Consider the following 16,182-nt stretch of genomic DNA (forward strand, 5'->3'; position numbering starts at 1 on the left):
GTTTTTTCGTATTTGGCGGCACCATGGTGAACAAGAGGTTCACGGCCGTCATCTTCTCTTCGGCGTTTTGAGCTCGATGATATCCTGCGCCCGAAGCCATCCGGGCGAGCCGCGCTTGAACTTCATCTGGGCGCGTGCCGCGAATATCTTGGCGTCTTGATACTGGCCTGCCTGGTAATGCCCTTCCGCCGTCGCCAATTCCGCCGAGGCAATGTCGCCTATCTGGCCGTAGGCCTGGGCAAGATAGCGATAGCCGTTGGCAAATTCCGGCTCGCGCGACAAGCCGGCCTGCATTTCGGCCGCTGCTTTCCTCACGAGATCCGGCTTACCGGTCGCCAGCAGTGCCTGGCCGTAGCCTACCTGCAGCAGCCCAGAACGCGACTTGTCCAGCCGTATGGCTTTTGCATAGGCATCGGCGGCCTCGACGGCGCGATTTGCCTTGATGAGCGCGTCGCCGCGCAATTCATGGAAATAGGCATTGCCAGGCATAGCGGCGATCAACCTGTCAGCCTTTTCGATGGCCGTGCGCGGATTGCCATAGAGCAGGGTGGATATGGCGTCACCGTAAAGAGCCGGCATGCCGCGCGGGTCATTGCGAAAAAGCCGTGCTGCGCCGCTGGGGCCGTCGGTATAGGCCGCGATCTTGGCCCGCATGAGGTCGTGCCGCAACTGCAGTTCGGCCGGATCCTTCCTGTCAAAATAAGGGCTTTGACGTGCCAGCGTCTCGAGATTGGCGATGCGCTCGCGCGGCATCGGATGGCTGATCTGGTAAGGATCGACATTGACGCCGGCCAGCGCCATGGAACTGGCGAAACGCTCGAATGTCGTCAGCATGCCTTTGGCCGACTGGCCTGTCGCCTGCAGGTAGGTGAGCGCGGAACGGTCGGCGGTCATTTCCTCGCCGCGCTGATAACCGAGCAAGCCGCGGCGGGCCATTTCAGAACCGCCGATCGCCAGGCCTGCGCCGGCCTGCGCCATTCCGTCGGCATTGGCTGCCGCCCCTGCAATACCGGCTCCGATGCCAAGCAGGGCGGCGACCACGGCCATCGTCTGCGCGCGCTCTAGCTGCTGACGCAATCTCTCCTGGTGTCCGCCGGCGATGTGCCCCGCTTCGTGGGCGATGACGCCGATGATTTCGTTGGGCGTTTCCGAGGCCATCAGGGCGCCGGTATTGACGAAAATCCTGCGTCCGGCCACGAAAGCATTGAAGCCGGGATCGTTGACAAGAACGATCTGTATGCCGGACCTCGACAGCCCTGCCGCTTTCAGTATCGGGCGGGCATATTCCGAAACCAGTGCCTCGATCTCCGCGTCGCGCACGATCGGCACCGAGCGCTGTGCGTGGGCCACCCCGAGCGGCACGACCATGAACTGCGCGCTCATCAACAGCAGGACAAGTATGCGCATAACGATGGCTCGGGTGGCTTGCTGGATCAAAGACATGGCAAACCCACGGATAGACAAAGGAGAACCCCAAAGAAAGCCGCTAACGGCGGAATCATGCACGTCACTTCCATAGCAATCTGGCAGTTGTGCGGCATGGTTTGCGAACAGAGATAGTATTTCTTTGGCCCGTCAAGGCCAAGAATGCCATACGATCTTCATGCCAGAAGATGAAAGACCGGCGAAAACGCCGGTCTCCTGTCACGGGTCGATGCTTCAGAAGAAGCCTTTCCGTTGCCACCAACCGGTCTTGCGAGGTTTGTCTTCCTTGTCGTCGGAAGAAGACACCACTGGCTCGGATGCGATTTGGGCTGCTTTTCTCCGCGCCGGAGCAGGGCGCTTCTTCGCTTCACTTTCCGCTGATTCGGGTTCGTCCTGCGAAGCATCGGCGGGAGTTTCCGGCTCAGTGGCGATTGCCGGGGAACTCTCGGCTTCCGCTGTCTTTTCCGTCTTGGATTTTCTCGTTCGCCGAGCAGGCTTCTTTGCCGGCTCGGGTACCTCGACCGGTTCTACTGGAACCGCGGCCTCGGCCGGAACAAGCTCCTCTGCAGGTTCCTCGGATGCAGCCTCCGTCACCTCCTCCGCCGTGCCAGCCTCTTCAGGGGTCTGAGCCGCGTCTTCGCGGCGGTTTCGTTTACCGCCACGCTTTCCACGTCGACGTTTCTTACGCTCGCCGCGCTCAGCGGCATCTTCGGTTGCTTCGCCCCCGTCCGATGCCTCGATACTGTCAACCTCTTCCTGCGGCGCTTCGGCTTCGAGATCGGATACGGCGGTCTCGACATAGGTTTCTTCGCTTGCGGGGCGATCCCGATCACGGCCACCGCGCCGCCTCCGCCGCCTGCGCTTTTTACGGTCTCTGGCATCGTCGGCTTCCGCGCCGCGTTCGGCCTCGGCCTCTTCGGCGAAGGCATCCGCATCCGCTTCATCCGGATCCTCGTCCAGAATGGGGGCGGGAAAGGCCGGCGTCTCGATCGTCGCTGGGCGCTGGGAGGGCGGCCCTTTGATGATCGTATAGTATTGCGAACCGACCGTATCGTCGGCCTCAACGGTGATCGTCACCCCGAAACGGTCTTCGAGCGCGACCAGGTTGGATCGCTTGTGGTTGAGGATATAAAGCGCCGTGGAAGCCGGCGTGCGCACCGTTATGTCGTTGCGGTTGTCCTTGAGCAGGTGCTCCTCGACGGCACGGACGACAAGCAATGCCACCGAGGATTCCGATCGCACATGACCCGTGCCGCCGCAATGCGGGCAGGGCTGCATAGTGCTTTCAAGAACGCTCGCGCGTATGCGTTGGCGCGACATTTCCAGAAGGCCGAAATGTGAGATGCGACCGACCTGGATGCGCGCCCGGTCGTTCTTCAGGCAATCCTTGAGACGCTTCTCCACAGCACGGTTGTTTCGGTTCTCCTCCATGTCGATGAAGTCGATCACGATGAGGCCGGCAAGGTCGCGCAGGCGCAATTGGCGTGCCACTTCCTCGGCTGCTTCCAGATTGGTCTGCAGCGCCGTGTCCTCGATCGAATGCTCCTTGGTCGAGCGGCCGGAATTGACGTCTATGGCGACCAAGGCTTCCGTCTGATTGATGATGATGTAGCCGCCGGACTTCAGCGTAACCTGTGGCTGCAGCATCTTGTCGAGCTGCGCTTCGATGCCGTTACGGGCGAAGATCGGGATGGTGTCGCGGTAAGGCTGGACGACCTTGGCATGACTCGGCATGAGCATGCGCATGAAGTCCTTGGCCTCGCGATATCCTTCCTCGCCGGCGACGAGGATTTCATCGATATCCTTGTTGTAGAGGTCGCGGACAGAGCGCTTGATGAGGCTGCCTTCCTCATAGACCAAGGCAGGGGCTGTCGATTCCAGCGTCAGATTACGCACCCTTTCCCACAGCCGCATCAGATAGTCGTAGTCGCGCTTGATTTCGGCGCGTGTGCGATTGGCCCCGGCGGTGCGCAAAATGACACCCATGCCCTCCGGGACCTCCAGCTCGCGCACGATCTCCTTGAGACGCTTGCGGTCCTGCGGATTGGTGATCTTCCGCGAGATACCGCCGCCGCGAGCCGTGTTCGGCATGAGGACGGAATAACGCCCTGCCAGAGAGAGATAAGTGGTCAGAGCCGCGCCTTTGTTGCCGCGCTCTTCCTTCACGACCTGGACCAGTAGAATCTGGCGGCGCTTGATGACCTCTTGAATCTTATAGGTGCGGCGAACGGGCTTGCGCCTGTTTTGCACTTCATCCAGGGCGTCCTCTGCGCCGACCGTGTCCACCTCGGCATCATCCTCGGAAGCCTGCCGGTCGTCTTGCTCCGGAGGGTTGACTTCCTCTGAAACCAAGTCGGCTTCGGCCACGGCCGCCATGGAAGTTTCACCTTCTTCGAGGAAGATATCCTTCTCGGCGGCCGAAGCCTCGTCAATTTCGATGGATTCGCCGACAATTTGTTCTGCCTCGCCAGCAAGTGTCTCGCCGGCCGCGTCACGGCGGTTCTTGCCCGAACGGCGACGTCTCTTGCCGCGGTTGGAACGCTCTTCCTCCTCCTCACCATTTTCGTCTTCGGCGCGCACCTGCTCGGCTTCCGCCTGCAGGATCGCCTGCCTGTCGGCGACGGGAATCTGGTAATAGTCCGGATGTATTTCGCTGAACGCCAGGAAACCGTGGCGGTTGCCGCCATATTCGACGAATGCGGCCTGAAGGGAAGGCTCGACGCGCGTGACGCGCGCCAGGTAGATATTGCCTCTGAGTTGTTTCTTGTCCTGCGATTCGAAATCGAATTCTTCGATACGATTACCGCGTGTTACGACTACTCTCGTTTCCTCCGGATGGGAGGCATCTATCAGCATCTTGTTGGGCATTATAATTTTTCTCCGCGGCAGCGACCGACCGCGGGGCGCGAGCGAAAACGCTTCTCATCGCGCCGACCGGAGGCCTGATGCCGGACAGTATGAGGTTCGCCAGACGCCGAGACACAATGGAGGATGCGTCCGCTGCCTGGGCGGCGCGGAGTGATCCGATCCTTGCAATTGTGCCTGAAGCCATTGCCTTTCCTGGCGAAACCGTTTCAACAAGGCCCGGCGAACCGGACCGCTTCTTTTGCTCTGACAGAGCCGGCGCGGGAACGCCGCCCCTGCCGATTTTCCTCACGCTAAGGGTTTCGGCCTTGCCGGAAACACCTTGAAGAAATCCTTCCGGACCATCCTTCGATGGGACGTCGCGTCGGCTTGACACGCGTTGCCCATGTCCGCAATTGGCGCGTATTCAACGCATTGGCCGGATACGAACATTGCGATGATCCAGTGCCGCTTTTATGATTTGCCAATGATCATGGCAACCCTGATTTCAATGCCGGCAAAGGGAGGGGGCATCACGGCATCCGGCCGAAAGGATTGATTAACCATGGATAGTTAGCAATTGCGCTACTGTCCTTGGTGTCGACTGTCGAAACGGGATTGGCGCAGCAAATGCAGCCGAAGGTGGGACGATCAAACCTCCAAGCGAAGGTTTTCAAACGCCCAGGGACGGCGTTAGGCTGCTTCGTTTTTATCGTTCTCTTCGTTGCCCAGGCATTGCTTTCGCCGGCACTGTCACAGGAAACCGATTCGCAGCCGTTGCAAGTCTATGGCTACAAGATGGCGGGCGACAGCCTGCATACCCGCATCGTCATCTGGTTCGACAAGAAGCCCGAGCCGAAATGGTTTCTCCTGCGCGATCCGTACAGGCTCGTCATTGATTTCGCCGGCACGGCTTTTGACGTTTCGCCCGAGGATCTTAAGGCGCGTGGCCTTGTTGCACAGGTCCGCTATGGCAATATCGACACCGGCCGGTCACGAATCATTCTCACGGCAGCCGGCCCCTTTGCGGTCGATAAACTGGAAATCCTCGAAAACGAGAATTCTCCGGGATACCGGATGATCGCTGATCTGACGGCTACGTCGACAACCGCTTTCGATGCTGCCCTCAGCCAGCGCGTTGCCGGCGCGGACCCAACGGCAGGTACGGCCGACCGTCGCATCGTGCCGGCTGCTGCCCGGTCGAAACTCTTCACTGTCGTGCTGGATGCAGGCCATGGCGGGATAGATGTCGGCGCGGAGGGCAGCACAGGCACCCTCGAAAAGACCATTACCCTCGCTTTCGCCCTGGAACTCAGGCAGAAGCTGGAGCAAACCGGCAAGTTCAATGTGGTCATGACGCGCGATACGGACAAATTCCTCCGCCTTGACGAGAGGGTCCGCATCGCGCGTGAGCACGAGGCGGATCTTTTTATCTCGATCCACGCCGATGCGATCCGTTACCGCAGTGTACGGGGTGCGACGGTCTATACGGTTTCCGACAAGGCCTCGGATGCCGAGGCGGCCATGACTGCGGCGCGGGAGAACCTTTCCGACAAGCTGGCGGGTATCGAGGTCGAGGAACAGAAGGACGATGTTGCCGATATTCTCATCGATCTGATTCGCCGGGAAACGCATAGTTTCTCCATGCGCTTCGCCGACACGCTGCTGGGGGAACTCTCCGACACGATCAAGATGATCAACAATCCGCACCGCTATGCGGGCTTCCGGGTTCTGCGCGCACCGGACGTCCCGTCCGTGCTGCTCGAAATGGGATATCTCTCCAACGCCGAAGACGAAAAGCTTCTGCGCAGCGCGGAATGGCGAGGAAAGGCGGCCGACAGCATCGTTGCAGCGATTGAAAGCTTTGCGGGTTTAAAAGGAGCGGGCGGTTGAGTGGCCGTCTTGTTCCTGCACTCTCTTCGACGTTGCAACAAAACAACAGTCCGTGGTTTAATAGGATCGCCTGATCGAGCCGTTTCCCGGTTGCCGCAATTTGCCCACAACGGCGCGACAGTAGAGTGGCAACGGAGCACTGGAATCCTCATCGGCCTGGACGACTAGAGCGCGAACATAGAGCGGAAATCAAACGTCGTCCGGATACTGGAGCGGGCATGGTACGTCTTATTGGATATTTCTTCGGCATTGGCATCATGCTGGCGCTTCTCGCGGCCGCCGGCGTCGCGATCTATGTCGGGGACCTGGCAAAGGACTTGCCCGATTACGAGGTGTTGGCGAAATACGAGCCGCCTGTGACGACGCGGGTCCATGCGAGCGACGGTTCGCTCATGGCTGAGTTCGCCCGTGAAAAGCGGCTCTACCTGCCCATCCAGGCAATTCCGGATCGGGTCAAGGCGGCTTTTCTTTCGGCCGAGGACAAGAATTTCTACAACCATCCGGGCGTCGATATTCAAGGCATAGCGCGCGCCGCACTGGTTTATTTGCAAGGCGGCCCCCTTCAGGGCGGCTCAACCATCACCCAGCAGGTCGCCAAGAACTTCCTGCTCAGCAACGAACGCACGCTGGACCGGAAGATCAAGGAAGCGATCCTGGCCTTCCGGATAGAGCAGGCCTACTCCAAGGACCGCATTCTCGAGCTCTACCTGAACGAGATCTATTTCGGGATGGGCGCTTACGGCATAGCTGGTGCCGCTCTGACCTATTACAACAAATCGGTCAACGAGCTGACGGTCGCAGAGGTGGCCTATCTCGCCTCGCTGCCCAAGGGACCTTCAAACTATCATCCCTTCCGGCACACGGAACGGGCCATCGAGCGCCGCAACTGGGTTATCGATCAGATGGTCGCCAATGGCTATGTCTCGGAGGAGGAGGGACGCAAGGCGAGCGAAACGGGGCTTAACGTCGAGCCGCGCCGCGGTGGTGGCTATCTCTTCGCGGCCGATTATTTCACCGAGGAAGTTCGCCGCGAGATCATTGCGCGCTATGGCGAGGCCGCGCTGTACGAGGGCGGTCTTTCGGTCCGCACCACGCTCAACCCTGAACTGCAGCTCCACGCGCGTGCGGCGCTCCAACGCGGCCTCATACGCTATGATACGCTTCGCGGCTTCCGTGGTCCTGTCGCAAACATCGAAACAGGTGCTGACTGGGGCGTAGCCCTGAGCGAGGTGCCGAGCCTGAGCGACGTGCCTGAATGGCGCCTGGCCGTGGTACTGGAGGCATCCCAGGCTTCCGTGTCAATCGGGCTTCAACCTTCACGTCAGGTCTCCGGCGAACTTTCCGACGAGCGTGAGACTGGAACGATCGCACTTGACGACATGGAATGGGCGCTGCGCCATGTCGTTAACGGGGAACGGCTCAAGGCGGACTCGGCAGACGATGTGCTCAAGCCCGGCGACGTCGTCTATGTGGAAAAGAAGACCGGTGCGGAGAACGCCTGGGTCTTGCGCCAGGTGCCGGAGATCGGCGGCGCACTGGTTGCCATGGACCCGCATACCGGACGTGTGCTGGCGATGGTTGGCGGCTTCTCTTATGCCGAATCCGAGTTCAACCGGGCCACACAGGCTTATCGCCAGCCCGGCTCGGCCTTCAAGCCCTTTGTCTACGCCGCTGCACTGGACAATGGCTATACGCCGGCGTCCGTGGTCATGGATGCGCCGATCTCGATCCAGGTTGGCGACAAGCTTTGGGAGCCGAAGAACTACGGCGGCAAATTCGCCGGCCCGTCGACCCTTCGCGCCGGCATCGAGCGCTCGCGTAACCTGATGACCGTGCGTCTTGCCAAGGACATGGGCATGGATCTGGTCGCCGAATATGCCGAACGCTTCGGTGTGTACGACAAGATGCTGCCGGTCCTGGCAATGTCGCTGGGTTCCGGCGAGACGACGGTCATGCGCATGGTTTCGGCCTATTCGGTGATGGCCAATGGCGGCAAGTTCATCCAACCGTCACTGATCGACCGCATCCAGGACCGCTATGGCCGGACCGTCTACAAGCATGATCAACGTGAATGCACGGGCTGCGGTGCGGAAGAATGGAACGGTCAGCCCGAACCCGAACTGGTCGACAATCGCGAGCAGGTGCTCGACCCCATGACGGCCTACCAGATTACCTCGATGATGGAAGGCGTGGTGACCCGTGGCACCGCAACGACGGTATCCGAGCTCGGCCGCCCGATCGCCGGCAAGACCGGCACTACCAATGACGAGAAGGATGCCTGGTTCATCGGCTATACGCCCGATCTCGTGGTTGGTGTTTTCATGGGTTACGATCAGCCTCGCCCGATGGGCAAGGGATCGACGGGCGGCGGGCTGGCAGCGCCCATTTTCAAGGATTTCATGGCAAAGGCCCTTGAAGGCACGCGCGTGGTAGATTTCCGTGTCCCCGAAGGCATGAAGCTCGTCCCGATCGATCGCAAGACCGGCATGCGTGCTCAGGAGGGTCAGCCCGGCGTCATCCTCGAGGCCTTCAAGCCTGGTACCGGGCCGGCCGATAGCTATTGGGTGATCGGCATGGACGAGGAATCCATCCCCGCGCAGGAACTCTCCCCGCAAGCCAACCGCGCGATCACCTCCGGCGCCGGCGGTCTTTACTGACCGGCTGCCGGCTTCCACGGAAGCTTACGACCGTCTTGCGCCCGTGCTTTACAGCCGGCTGACGTGCCCCTATGTTCCGCGCCGAATCCTGGGCATGGTGCTCCCGATCTTCGGACAGGATCATGCCCGATCTGTTTGATCCAGCGGCATTTATGCGATGCAGGATGACCCGATCCCGCTGCGAATGCCCGAGCCGCCAGAAAGAAGAAGACGTTAATGCGAGCGGAAACCGAAAACCTGGTCGATGAAATCAAGCAGGCCATAAGCCTGCTGAGGAGGCATCTTTGACTGGGATGAAGCAATAAAGCGCCTCGACTATCTTAACATGCGCGCCGAGGATGCGGCCCTTTGGAACGATCCTCAGGAAGCTCAGAAACTTATGCGCGAGCGTCAGACGCTCGAGGAAAACATCGCTGCCATCAAGGCGCTTTCCCAGGCACTTGAAGACAATATCGGTCTGATTGAGCTTGGAGAGGAGGAGGGCGACGAGAGCGTCGTGCAGGAAGCTGAGGCGGCCATCCGCTCGCTGCGCGGAGAGATTGCCGCCCGGCAGGTTGAGACGCTTCTTTCCGGCGAGGCCGACGGTAACGACACTTATCTTGAAGTCCATGCCGGCGCGGGCGGCACGGAAAGCCAGGATTGGGCTTCCATGCTTTTGCGCATGTATACCCGCTGGGCGGAACGCCGTGGCATGAAAGTCGAGGTGCTGGAGGTCCATGACGGCGAAGAGGCCGGCATCAAATCGGCCACGCTGCTCGTCAGGGGCCGCAATGCCTATGGCTGGCTCAAGACGGAATCCGGTGTGCACCGGCTGGTGCGGATTTCACCTTTTGACAGCAATGCGCGGAGGCATACTTCATTCGCCAGCGTCTGGGTCTATCCGGTCATTGACGAGTCGATCGAGATCGACATTCCGGAATCGGATGTCCGCATCGACACCTATCGTGCTTCCGGCGCCGGCGGCCAGCACGTCAATACGACCGATTCTGCCGTCCGCATCACGCATATCCCGACGGGTATTGTTGTCCAGTGCCAGAAGGAGCGTTCCCAGCACAAGAACCGGGCAACGGCCTGGGACATGCTGCGTTCACGCCTTTACGAGGAAGAACTGAAGAAGCGCGAGGAAGCTGCCAGCGCCACGGAGGCCACCAAGACGGATATCGGCTGGGGACACCAGATCCGGTCCTATGTCCTCCAGCCCTATCAGCTGGTCAAGGATCTGCGCACCGGTGTCGAGAACACCAGTCCGCAATCCGTGCTTGACGGTGATCTCGACGCGTTCATGGAAGCTTCGCTGTCCCAGCGTATCGAAGAGGGCACGAGCCTGGCGATCGCCGACCTCGACTGACAACGCTCAGGGATATTGGGCTCAGGGATGTTGGCTGATCCGCCTGCCGGCCCTGAAGAAGGCAAGCGGGTTGACCGTCTTGTCATCTCGGCGGATCTCTCGGTGAAGATGCGGACCGGCGCAGCGGCCGCTGCTGCCTGTCCGGCCAAGCCGGTTGGCGGCAGTGATCTTCTCGCCGATTTTGAGCATGATCCTGCTCAGAGGACTGTAAATGTGGTGATTCCGTTTCCGCGATCCACCTGGACCATGCGGTCATAGCTGCTGCAACATCCTGTCTTAACCACGGCGTTGCCTTGGCGCATTCGGTTTGAGGATCGGCATCACAGCGTCTATGAAATCAGCCGGACCGTTGAGGACGTTCCAGGCGCAGTGGGCAAAACGGGAGAGGATATGAGCAAAATTACCGAGGCGATCGGCCGGACGCGGACGACCCGCGACCTCATCCGTGTCTGGCCGGTCGAAGCGCTTGCCTTGACGCTCGAGGATCGCATCGAGCCATCGCGGGAAGGCGATTCCCTCCCGCCGCTTCGTCACTGGCTTCACTTCCTGCCGCTCGATCCGCTCTCGCAGGCCGGACCGGATGGACATGCTCGGACGGGCGAGTTCCTGCCGGATACGGGACTGCCGCGGCGCATGTGGGCGGGAGGGCGACTGACATTCCATCGCCCCTTAAAAATTGGTGAGCAGGCGACGCGCGTTTCGCGCATCGAGAATGTCGAGGAAAAGGAGGGGCGTTCTGGAAGGCTGGTATTCGTCAGCGTCCTGCACGAGATATCCGGTGCCGACGGCCTCGCCATCTCCGAGGAACAGGACATCGTTTATCGGGAAGCTCCAAAGATCGCGGGGGCGGCCATCCGCATGCAGGAGGCCCCGAGCGATCCAGCCTGGCGCCGGACGGTTTCACCCGATCCGGTAATGCTTTTCCGTTACTCGGCGCTCACTTTCAACAGCCACCGCATCCACTACGATCATCCCTATGTGACCGGCGTCGAAGGCTATCCGGGTCTGGTCGTGCATGGCCCGCTGCTTGCAACGCTGATGGCGGACCTGGCGTGCCGGGAGAATCCCGGCCGTACGCTCAGGCATTTTTCCTTCCGTGGCATGGCGCCTGTCTTTGCAGGCGAGGCTTTCGAAGTGGCGGGGAAGCCGGACGGAAAGGACGGTGCCGAGCTTTGGATCGCAAAGCCGGAAGGGCTTGCGATGCAGGGCAGGGCGGAATTCACATGAGAGCAGGAGCGTCGGGAAGAATGACGAGCGGCGAAATCGATCCGTATCAGGACATGCGCGAGGCGCTTCGCGATCTCTGCAAGGAATTTCCGCCGGAATATTTTCGCCGCGTCGATGCCGGGCGTGGCTATCCCGACGAATTCGTGAAGGCGCTGACACGGGCCGGATGGCTCGCAGCCATGATCCCCTCCGAATACGGCGGCTCTGGCCTCGGCCTGACGGAAGCCTCCATCATTATGGAGGAGATCAATCGTTCGGGAGGCAATGCCGGTGCCTGTCATGGGCAGATGTACAACATGGGTACGCTGCTCCGGCACGGTTCCGAGGAGCAGAAGAAAAAATATCTGCCGGGGATCGCTTCGGGTGAATTGCGGCTGCAATCCATGGCGGTGACTGAACCCACGACCGGCACCGACACCACCAAGCTGAAGACTACCGCCGTCCGCAAGGGCGATCACTATATCGTCAACGGGCAGAAAGTCTGGATATCGCGCGTGCTGCATTCCGATCTGATGATCCTGCTTGCCCGCACCACGCCGCTGGCCGAAGTAAAGAAGAAGTCGCAAGGGCTGTCGATTTTCATCGTTGATCTGCGCGAGGCGATCGGGAACGGCCTCGAAGTGAAGCCGATCGCCAATATGGTGAATCACGAGACCAATGAGCTTTTCTTCGATAATCTGGAGATTCCGGCCGAAAACCTGATCGGCAACGAGGGTGAAGGCTTCAAATACATTCTCGATGGTCTCAACGCAGAGCGCACCCTGATCGCAGCCGAGTGCATCGGTGACGGCTACTGGTTCATCGACAAGGTCTCCGGTTACGCGAAGGAGCGCATCGTCTTCGATCGTCCAATAGGTCAGAATCAGGGCGTGCAGTTTCCGGTGGCGCGAGCTTATGTAAATGTGGAGGCCGCCAACCTTATGCGCATGGAGGCTTGCCGCCGCTTCGATGCCGGACTGCCCTGCGGCGCGCAGGCGAACATGGCGAAGCTGCTTGCCGCCGATGCGTCATGGGAGGCGGCCAACGCCTGTCTCCAGTTCCATGGCGGCTTCGGCTTCGCGGCTGAATACGATGTGGAGCGCAAATTTCGAGAGACGCGACTCTATCAGGTCGCGCCGATTTCGACCAATCTCATCCTCTCCTACGTCGCCGAGCATATCCTCGGCTTGCCCCGCTCATTCTGAGGCTCTGCATGAGACCGCTTGAAGGCATCACGGTCGTCACGCTGGAACATGCGATCGCGGCGCCTTTCTGCACGCGGCAACTTGCCGATCTCGGTGCCCGGGTGATCAAGGTGGAACGGCCGGGAGTAGGGGATTTCGCCCGCGCTTACGACCAGCGCGTCAATGGGCTTTCGTCTCATTTCGTCTGGACGAACCGCTCCAAGGAAAGCCTGACACTCAACGTCAAACACGATGCCGCACGCGATCTGCTCTACAGGCTGATCGCCAAGGCCGATGTGCTGGTCCAGAATCTCGCGCCGGGAGCCAGCGATCGGCTAGGTCTCTCCTACGAGGCTCTGAAGGATCGCTATCCGCGGCTGATCGTCTGCGACATATCAGGTTATGGCGCCGACGGTCCATATCGCGACAAGAAGGCCTACGATCTCCTGATCCAGGCTGAGTCTGGCTTCATGTCGGTGACGGGAACGGCGGACGCCCCTGCAAAAGCCGGATGCTCTATCGCCGATATTGCCGCCGGCATGTATGCCTATTCCAACATCCTTGGCGCGCTCCTTCAGCGGGGCAGAAGCGGGCAGGGAAGCCGCATCGAGATATCCATGCTTGAGGCGATGGCGGAATGGATGGGCTTCCCGCTCTACTACGCCTATGAGGCCGCCGAGCCGCCGGCACGCTTGGGCGCCTCTCACGCCACCATTTATCCCTATGGCCCGTTTCCAGTCGCGGGTGGCGAGACGATCCTTCTTGGCCTGCAGAATGAGCGGGAGTGGAAGACGTTCTGCGCAAAGGTCCTGGAGCAGCCGGAACTCACAGAGGACAGCCGTTTCGAAAGCAACGGAGCGCGCAATGCCAATCGTGAGGCTCTCCAACGCATTATTGCCGCCGCATTCGCAATGCTTTCCGTCGAGGAAGTGCAGCAACGCCTGGACACGGCACAGATCGCCAATGCGAAGCTGAACACCATGCAAGACCTTTGGGACCACGAGCAGTTACGGGCGCGCGGGCGCTGGAGGAAGGTCGATTCGCCGGTCGGATCGATTCCTGCTCTTCTGCCGCCGGGAACACCTGGTCCATTTGAACCGCGCATGGAAGCAGTGCCGGCGCTCGGTGAGCATACGGAGGCCATTCTGTCGGAGCTCGGATTATCTGAACAGGAAATCGGAGAGCTTCGGGCCACGGGCGCGATCTGACGAAAATATCCGGTCGATCAGTGACTACCGTGCCGATAGATAGCGGCGGGCAATGTAGAGCGCGACTGCCGTCGCATTCGATACATTGAGCGAACGGATTTCGCCGGGCAGGTCCAGTCGGGCAAGGGCATTCACCGTCTCTCGCGTCTTCTGGCGCAGACCCTTGCCCTCCGCGCCGAGCACCAGTGCGATCCTGCTACCGACAAGCGATTCCTCCAGTTCCTGCGGCCCTTCCGAATCGAGACCGACCGTGTGGAAGCCGGCCTTATGCAGATCCTCGATGGCTGCTGCGAGGTTGCGTACTTCGATGTGGTTGACGTGTTCTAGCGCACCCGACGCGGACTTGGCCAGCACCCCGGTTTCTGCCGGGCTGTGACGCGCCGTCGTCATCAGCGCATCGGCGCCGAAGGCCACCGCCGAACGCATGATGGCGCCGACATTGTGAGGGTCCGTTACCTGGTCGAGCACCAGCACCAGCGAGGCATGCTGCAGCTTGTCCAGCGGATTCGCCTTCAAAGGTTTCGCTTCGATGACGACGCCCTGATGAACGGCTTCCGATCCCGTCAGCGTCTCGATCTCTTTCGGCTCGACGAGTTTTGCGGGGAAGGGAAGGGCGGTGACGTCTTCGATCCCGAGCCGCTGGGCGGCGTTGCGGGTAACCAGCATGTCGTGGATGACGCGCTTCGGATTGTCGAGCGCGGCGCGCACCGTGTGTAGGCCGTAAAGACGCACAAGCCCTTCTGGGGGCGGCTTTCCTTCCAGAGGAGCACGTTTGCGAGGAACTGCGCCCTTGATATCGCGATGGGCTCGCCGCAGCCTCGCATAGTGGCTGTCCCTTGCTGTGCCCGTTTTCTTGTGATCGCTCATGGCCGCTCTATATATGTCCCGCCGGCGTTTGAATACGCTTCGGATGTCTGCAGCGTGAAAAACCCGCCGGCTCCTGTTGACAGTGCGGTGGCGCCTCGCCATAAGGCGCATCGCGGAAAACAAGCCAAGGCGGCTCGCTTTCCGGCTTGCTCGTTGCACGGTTCCGGCAGCGGTACGGAGGGGTGTCCGAGTGGTTAAAGGAGACGGACTGTAAATCCGTTGGCTATGCCTACGCTGGTTCGAATCCAGCCCCCTCCACCACCTGTCGGCCTGAACCTGAAACGCGCGCGGATGCGGGTATAGCTCAATGGTAGAGCAGCAGCCTTCCAAGCTGAATATGCGGGTTCGATTCCCGCTACCCGCTCCAGAAACTCATTTCCGCGACAGGTACTAGTGATTTGTTTTTATTGAGAAATTTGGATCAGGCTACAATCGCTGGTAAGCGTATTCCGCCAAAAGTGAGGTACAAATTGGGGTACAAATTGATGTACAAATCCCCTAAATGACACGCCCTGGGAGGGGTCCGACAATGAATAAGAAAGCCCCGACCTGTGTCCGAAAATCGCCTGCCCGAGAGCCTGAGCCAGATCGATCGCGACATACTGAGATTGGCCATCAGGACACGACTGTCGACGAATCGACTCATACTTTCGCTGGGCACGAAACCGCCTGAGAGCGAAATCATCCTCGCCCTGGTCTACTGCGAGCTTGATTCGATTGACGCCAATCTGACGACGCTCGAAGCCCTGACAGGTCTTCCGCACGCCACGGTGCATCGTCATGTGATGAGCCTGAAAGACCGAAAGATCGTCACGACCACCGTTCGCGGGAAGAGCGTCGTGCCCCGCATGACCCGTCTCCCGTTCCTGGAAAAGAAGAAGTTCTACAGGCACCTGGTAACCTTGTAGATATGTCGGTACTCGCGGGACATCTCCATTAAGGCGGCAAAGACGTATGACATTGCCGGGCCATGCTAGCACCGGCTCGCTTGGTCGCTAATTATATTTGCTAATCCAGCCCATCCATCAAAAGAGCATGACACTGAACGCTTAATATTCGAGAAGTCAGTGCTACAATGCGTTTCTCTGAGAGAGCCTAATGGATTGCATCCTCAACTATTCTCCCGATTACCCCTCGAACAAAGGAAATTGATGATCGAGCACTCATATCGTCGATGACGGACAGGTTATGTTAATAGGCCACCTATCGGCGTCCAATGCTCTTTAATAGAGGTAATCGAGATGCCTGGAGATAGGCTACATATTTTGATATGCAGAGATCGCGGCTACCGCTGCCTCCTCGATAGCGAGATGGGAAGGTTCGATCCCGTCAATTGGGCGAATTGATGATCCTCCCCCAGTGAAGTGGTCCGCCGTTATGATTAGGAAACGGAGGATCGAGAATGGCCAACAAGCGACCGAAGCCGGAAGAGATTGTCTCGAAGTTGCGGCAGGTTGAGGTTCTGATGGGGCAAGGCCTGTCCCGTCTTGATGCGATCAGGCGGATCGGCGTTGTCGAACAGACTTATTACCGCTGGCGCAAGCAATATG

Annotated in this window: 11 protein-coding genes, 2 tRNA genes and 1 pseudogene; 10 read left to right on the forward strand and 4 right to left on the reverse strand. The window is 59.8% G+C overall.

All coding sequences use genetic code 11. The annotated features are described in order from the left end of the window. Nucleotides 1-48: 48 nt before the first annotated feature. Entirely contained in the window at nt 49-1,383 is a 1,335-nt protein-coding gene (locus L598_RS13760; protein ID WP_246658757.1) for a M48 family metalloprotease, read from the reverse strand. 276 nt (nt 1,384-1,659) lie between these two features. Further along, nucleotides 1,660-4,293: a ribonuclease E/G gene (locus tag L598_RS13765; RefSeq protein WP_144863314.1), complete on the reverse strand. Its 2,634-nt coding sequence runs from the start codon at nt 4,291-4,293 to the stop codon at nt 1,660-1,662. A 753-nt stretch (nt 4,294-5,046) separates the two neighbouring features. Between L598_RS13765 and L598_RS13770 the strand changes: the two genes are divergently transcribed. From L598_RS13770 to prfB, 3 genes are all read left to right on the forward strand, one after another. Next, on the forward strand, nt 5,047-6,162 hold the full coding sequence (locus tag L598_RS13770) for an N-acetylmuramoyl-L-alanine amidase (RefSeq protein WP_348642755.1): 1,116 nt from the start codon (nt 5,047-5,049) through the stop codon (nt 6,160-6,162). A gap of 218 nt (nt 6,163-6,380) precedes the next feature. Next, complete coding sequence (locus tag L598_RS13775) at nt 6,381-8,819, forward strand: penicillin-binding protein 1A (RefSeq protein ID WP_144863318.1); 2,439 nt, start codon at nt 6,381-6,383, stop codon at nt 8,817-8,819. Between the two features lie 216 nt (nt 8,820-9,035). Beyond that, nucleotides 9,036-10,167, forward strand: a protein-coding gene (prfB, locus tag L598_RS13780; protein ID WP_144863320.1) for a peptide chain release factor 2 whose coding sequence is annotated in 2 segments (ribosomal slippage) — nt 9,036-9,101 and nt 9,103-10,167 — 1,131 coding nt in all. Because the reading frame shifts where the segments join, the coding sequence is not laid out codon by codon here. A gap of 21 nt (nt 10,168-10,188) precedes the next feature. On the opposite strand, the gene L598_RS13785 is transcribed toward prfB, so the two are convergent. Then, nucleotides 10,189-10,380 carry a M23 family metallopeptidase gene (locus L598_RS13785; protein ID WP_281407395.1) on the reverse strand — a complete coding sequence of 64 codons (192 nt, stop codon included), beginning with the start codon at nt 10,378-10,380 and terminating at the stop codon, nt 10,189-10,191. A gap of 177 nt (nt 10,381-10,557) precedes the next feature. Here L598_RS13785 and L598_RS13790 point away from each other — a divergent pair, with 177 nt between their 5' ends. The 3 genes from L598_RS13790 to L598_RS13800 are packed head-to-tail and all read left to right on the forward strand — an operon-like array spanning nt 10,558 to nt 13,765. Next, nucleotides 10,558-11,394: a MaoC family dehydratase N-terminal domain-containing protein gene (locus L598_RS13790; RefSeq protein WP_144863323.1), complete on the forward strand. Its 837-nt coding sequence runs from the start codon at nt 10,558-10,560 to the stop codon at nt 11,392-11,394. Between the two features lie 20 nt (nt 11,395-11,414). Beyond that, nucleotides 11,415-12,578 carry an acyl-CoA dehydrogenase family protein gene (locus tag L598_RS13795; RefSeq protein ID WP_144863325.1) on the forward strand — a complete coding sequence of 388 codons (1,164 nt, stop codon included), beginning with the start codon at nt 11,415-11,417 and terminating at the stop codon, nt 12,576-12,578. Nucleotides 12,579-12,586: 8 nt separating this feature from the next. Continuing rightward, nucleotides 12,587-13,765 carry a CaiB/BaiF CoA-transferase family protein gene (locus L598_RS13800; RefSeq protein WP_144863327.1) on the forward strand — a complete coding sequence of 393 codons (1,179 nt, stop codon included), beginning with the start codon at nt 12,587-12,589 and terminating at the stop codon, nt 13,763-13,765. A gap of 24 nt (nt 13,766-13,789) precedes the next feature. On the opposite strand, the gene rlmB is transcribed toward L598_RS13800, so the two are convergent. Then, on the reverse strand, nt 13,790-14,632 hold the full coding sequence (gene rlmB / locus L598_RS13805; protein WP_144863329.1) for a 23S rRNA (guanosine(2251)-2'-O)-methyltransferase RlmB: 843 nt from the start codon (nt 14,630-14,632) through the stop codon (nt 13,790-13,792). Nucleotides 14,633-14,808: 176 nt separating this feature from the next. Here rlmB and L598_RS13810 point away from each other — a divergent pair. The 4 genes and pseudogenes from L598_RS13810 to L598_RS13825 all read left to right on the forward strand — a co-directional run. Next, nucleotides 14,809-14,893: transfer RNA gene (locus tag L598_RS13810), tRNA-Tyr, on the forward strand. A gap of 32 nt (nt 14,894-14,925) precedes the next feature. Continuing rightward, nucleotides 14,926-14,999, forward strand: a tRNA-Gly gene (locus tag L598_RS13815). Nucleotides 15,000-15,183: 184 nt separating this feature from the next. After that, nucleotides 15,184-15,540, forward strand: coding sequence for a hypothetical protein (locus L598_RS13820; protein ID WP_144863331.1), 357 nt, complete (start codon nt 15,184-15,186; stop codon nt 15,538-15,540). Nucleotides 15,541-16,034: 494 nt separating this feature from the next. Continuing rightward, nucleotides 16,035-16,182 (forward strand): annotated as a pseudogene (locus L598_RS13825) (IS3 family transposase); the annotation flags it as partial.

Origin of the sequence: Mesorhizobium sp. J18, from assembly GCF_007829525.1 — a bacterium.
Taxonomy (GTDB): domain Bacteria; phylum Pseudomonadota; class Alphaproteobacteria; order Rhizobiales; family Rhizobiaceae; genus VLJP01.

What these genes read in the sequence shown, in the direction of transcription:
- L598_RS13765 (WP_144863314.1), bottom strand. Translation starts at nt 4,293, where the DNA reads ATGCCCAACAAGATGCTGATAGATGCCTCCCATCCGGAGGAAACGAGA.
- L598_RS13775 (WP_144863318.1), top strand. Translation starts at nt 6,381, where the DNA reads ATGGTACGTCTTATTGGATATTTCTTCGGCATTGGCATCATGCTGGCG.
- L598_RS13790 (WP_144863323.1), top strand. Translation starts at nt 10,558, where the DNA reads ATGAGCAAAATTACCGAGGCGATCGGCCGGACGCGGACGACCCGCGAC.
- L598_RS13800 (WP_144863327.1), top strand. Translation starts at nt 12,587, where the DNA reads ATGAGACCGCTTGAAGGCATCACGGTCGTCACGCTGGAACATGCGATC.
- L598_RS13760 (WP_246658757.1), bottom strand. Translation starts at nt 1,383, where the DNA reads ATGAGCGCGCAGTTCATGGTCGTGCCGCTCGGGGTGGCCCACGCACAG.
- L598_RS13795 (WP_144863325.1), top strand. Translation starts at nt 11,415, where the DNA reads ATGACGAGCGGCGAAATCGATCCGTATCAGGACATGCGCGAGGCGCTT.
- rlmB (WP_144863329.1), bottom strand. Translation starts at nt 14,632, where the DNA reads ATGAGCGATCACAAGAAAACGGGCACAGCAAGGGACAGCCACTATGCG.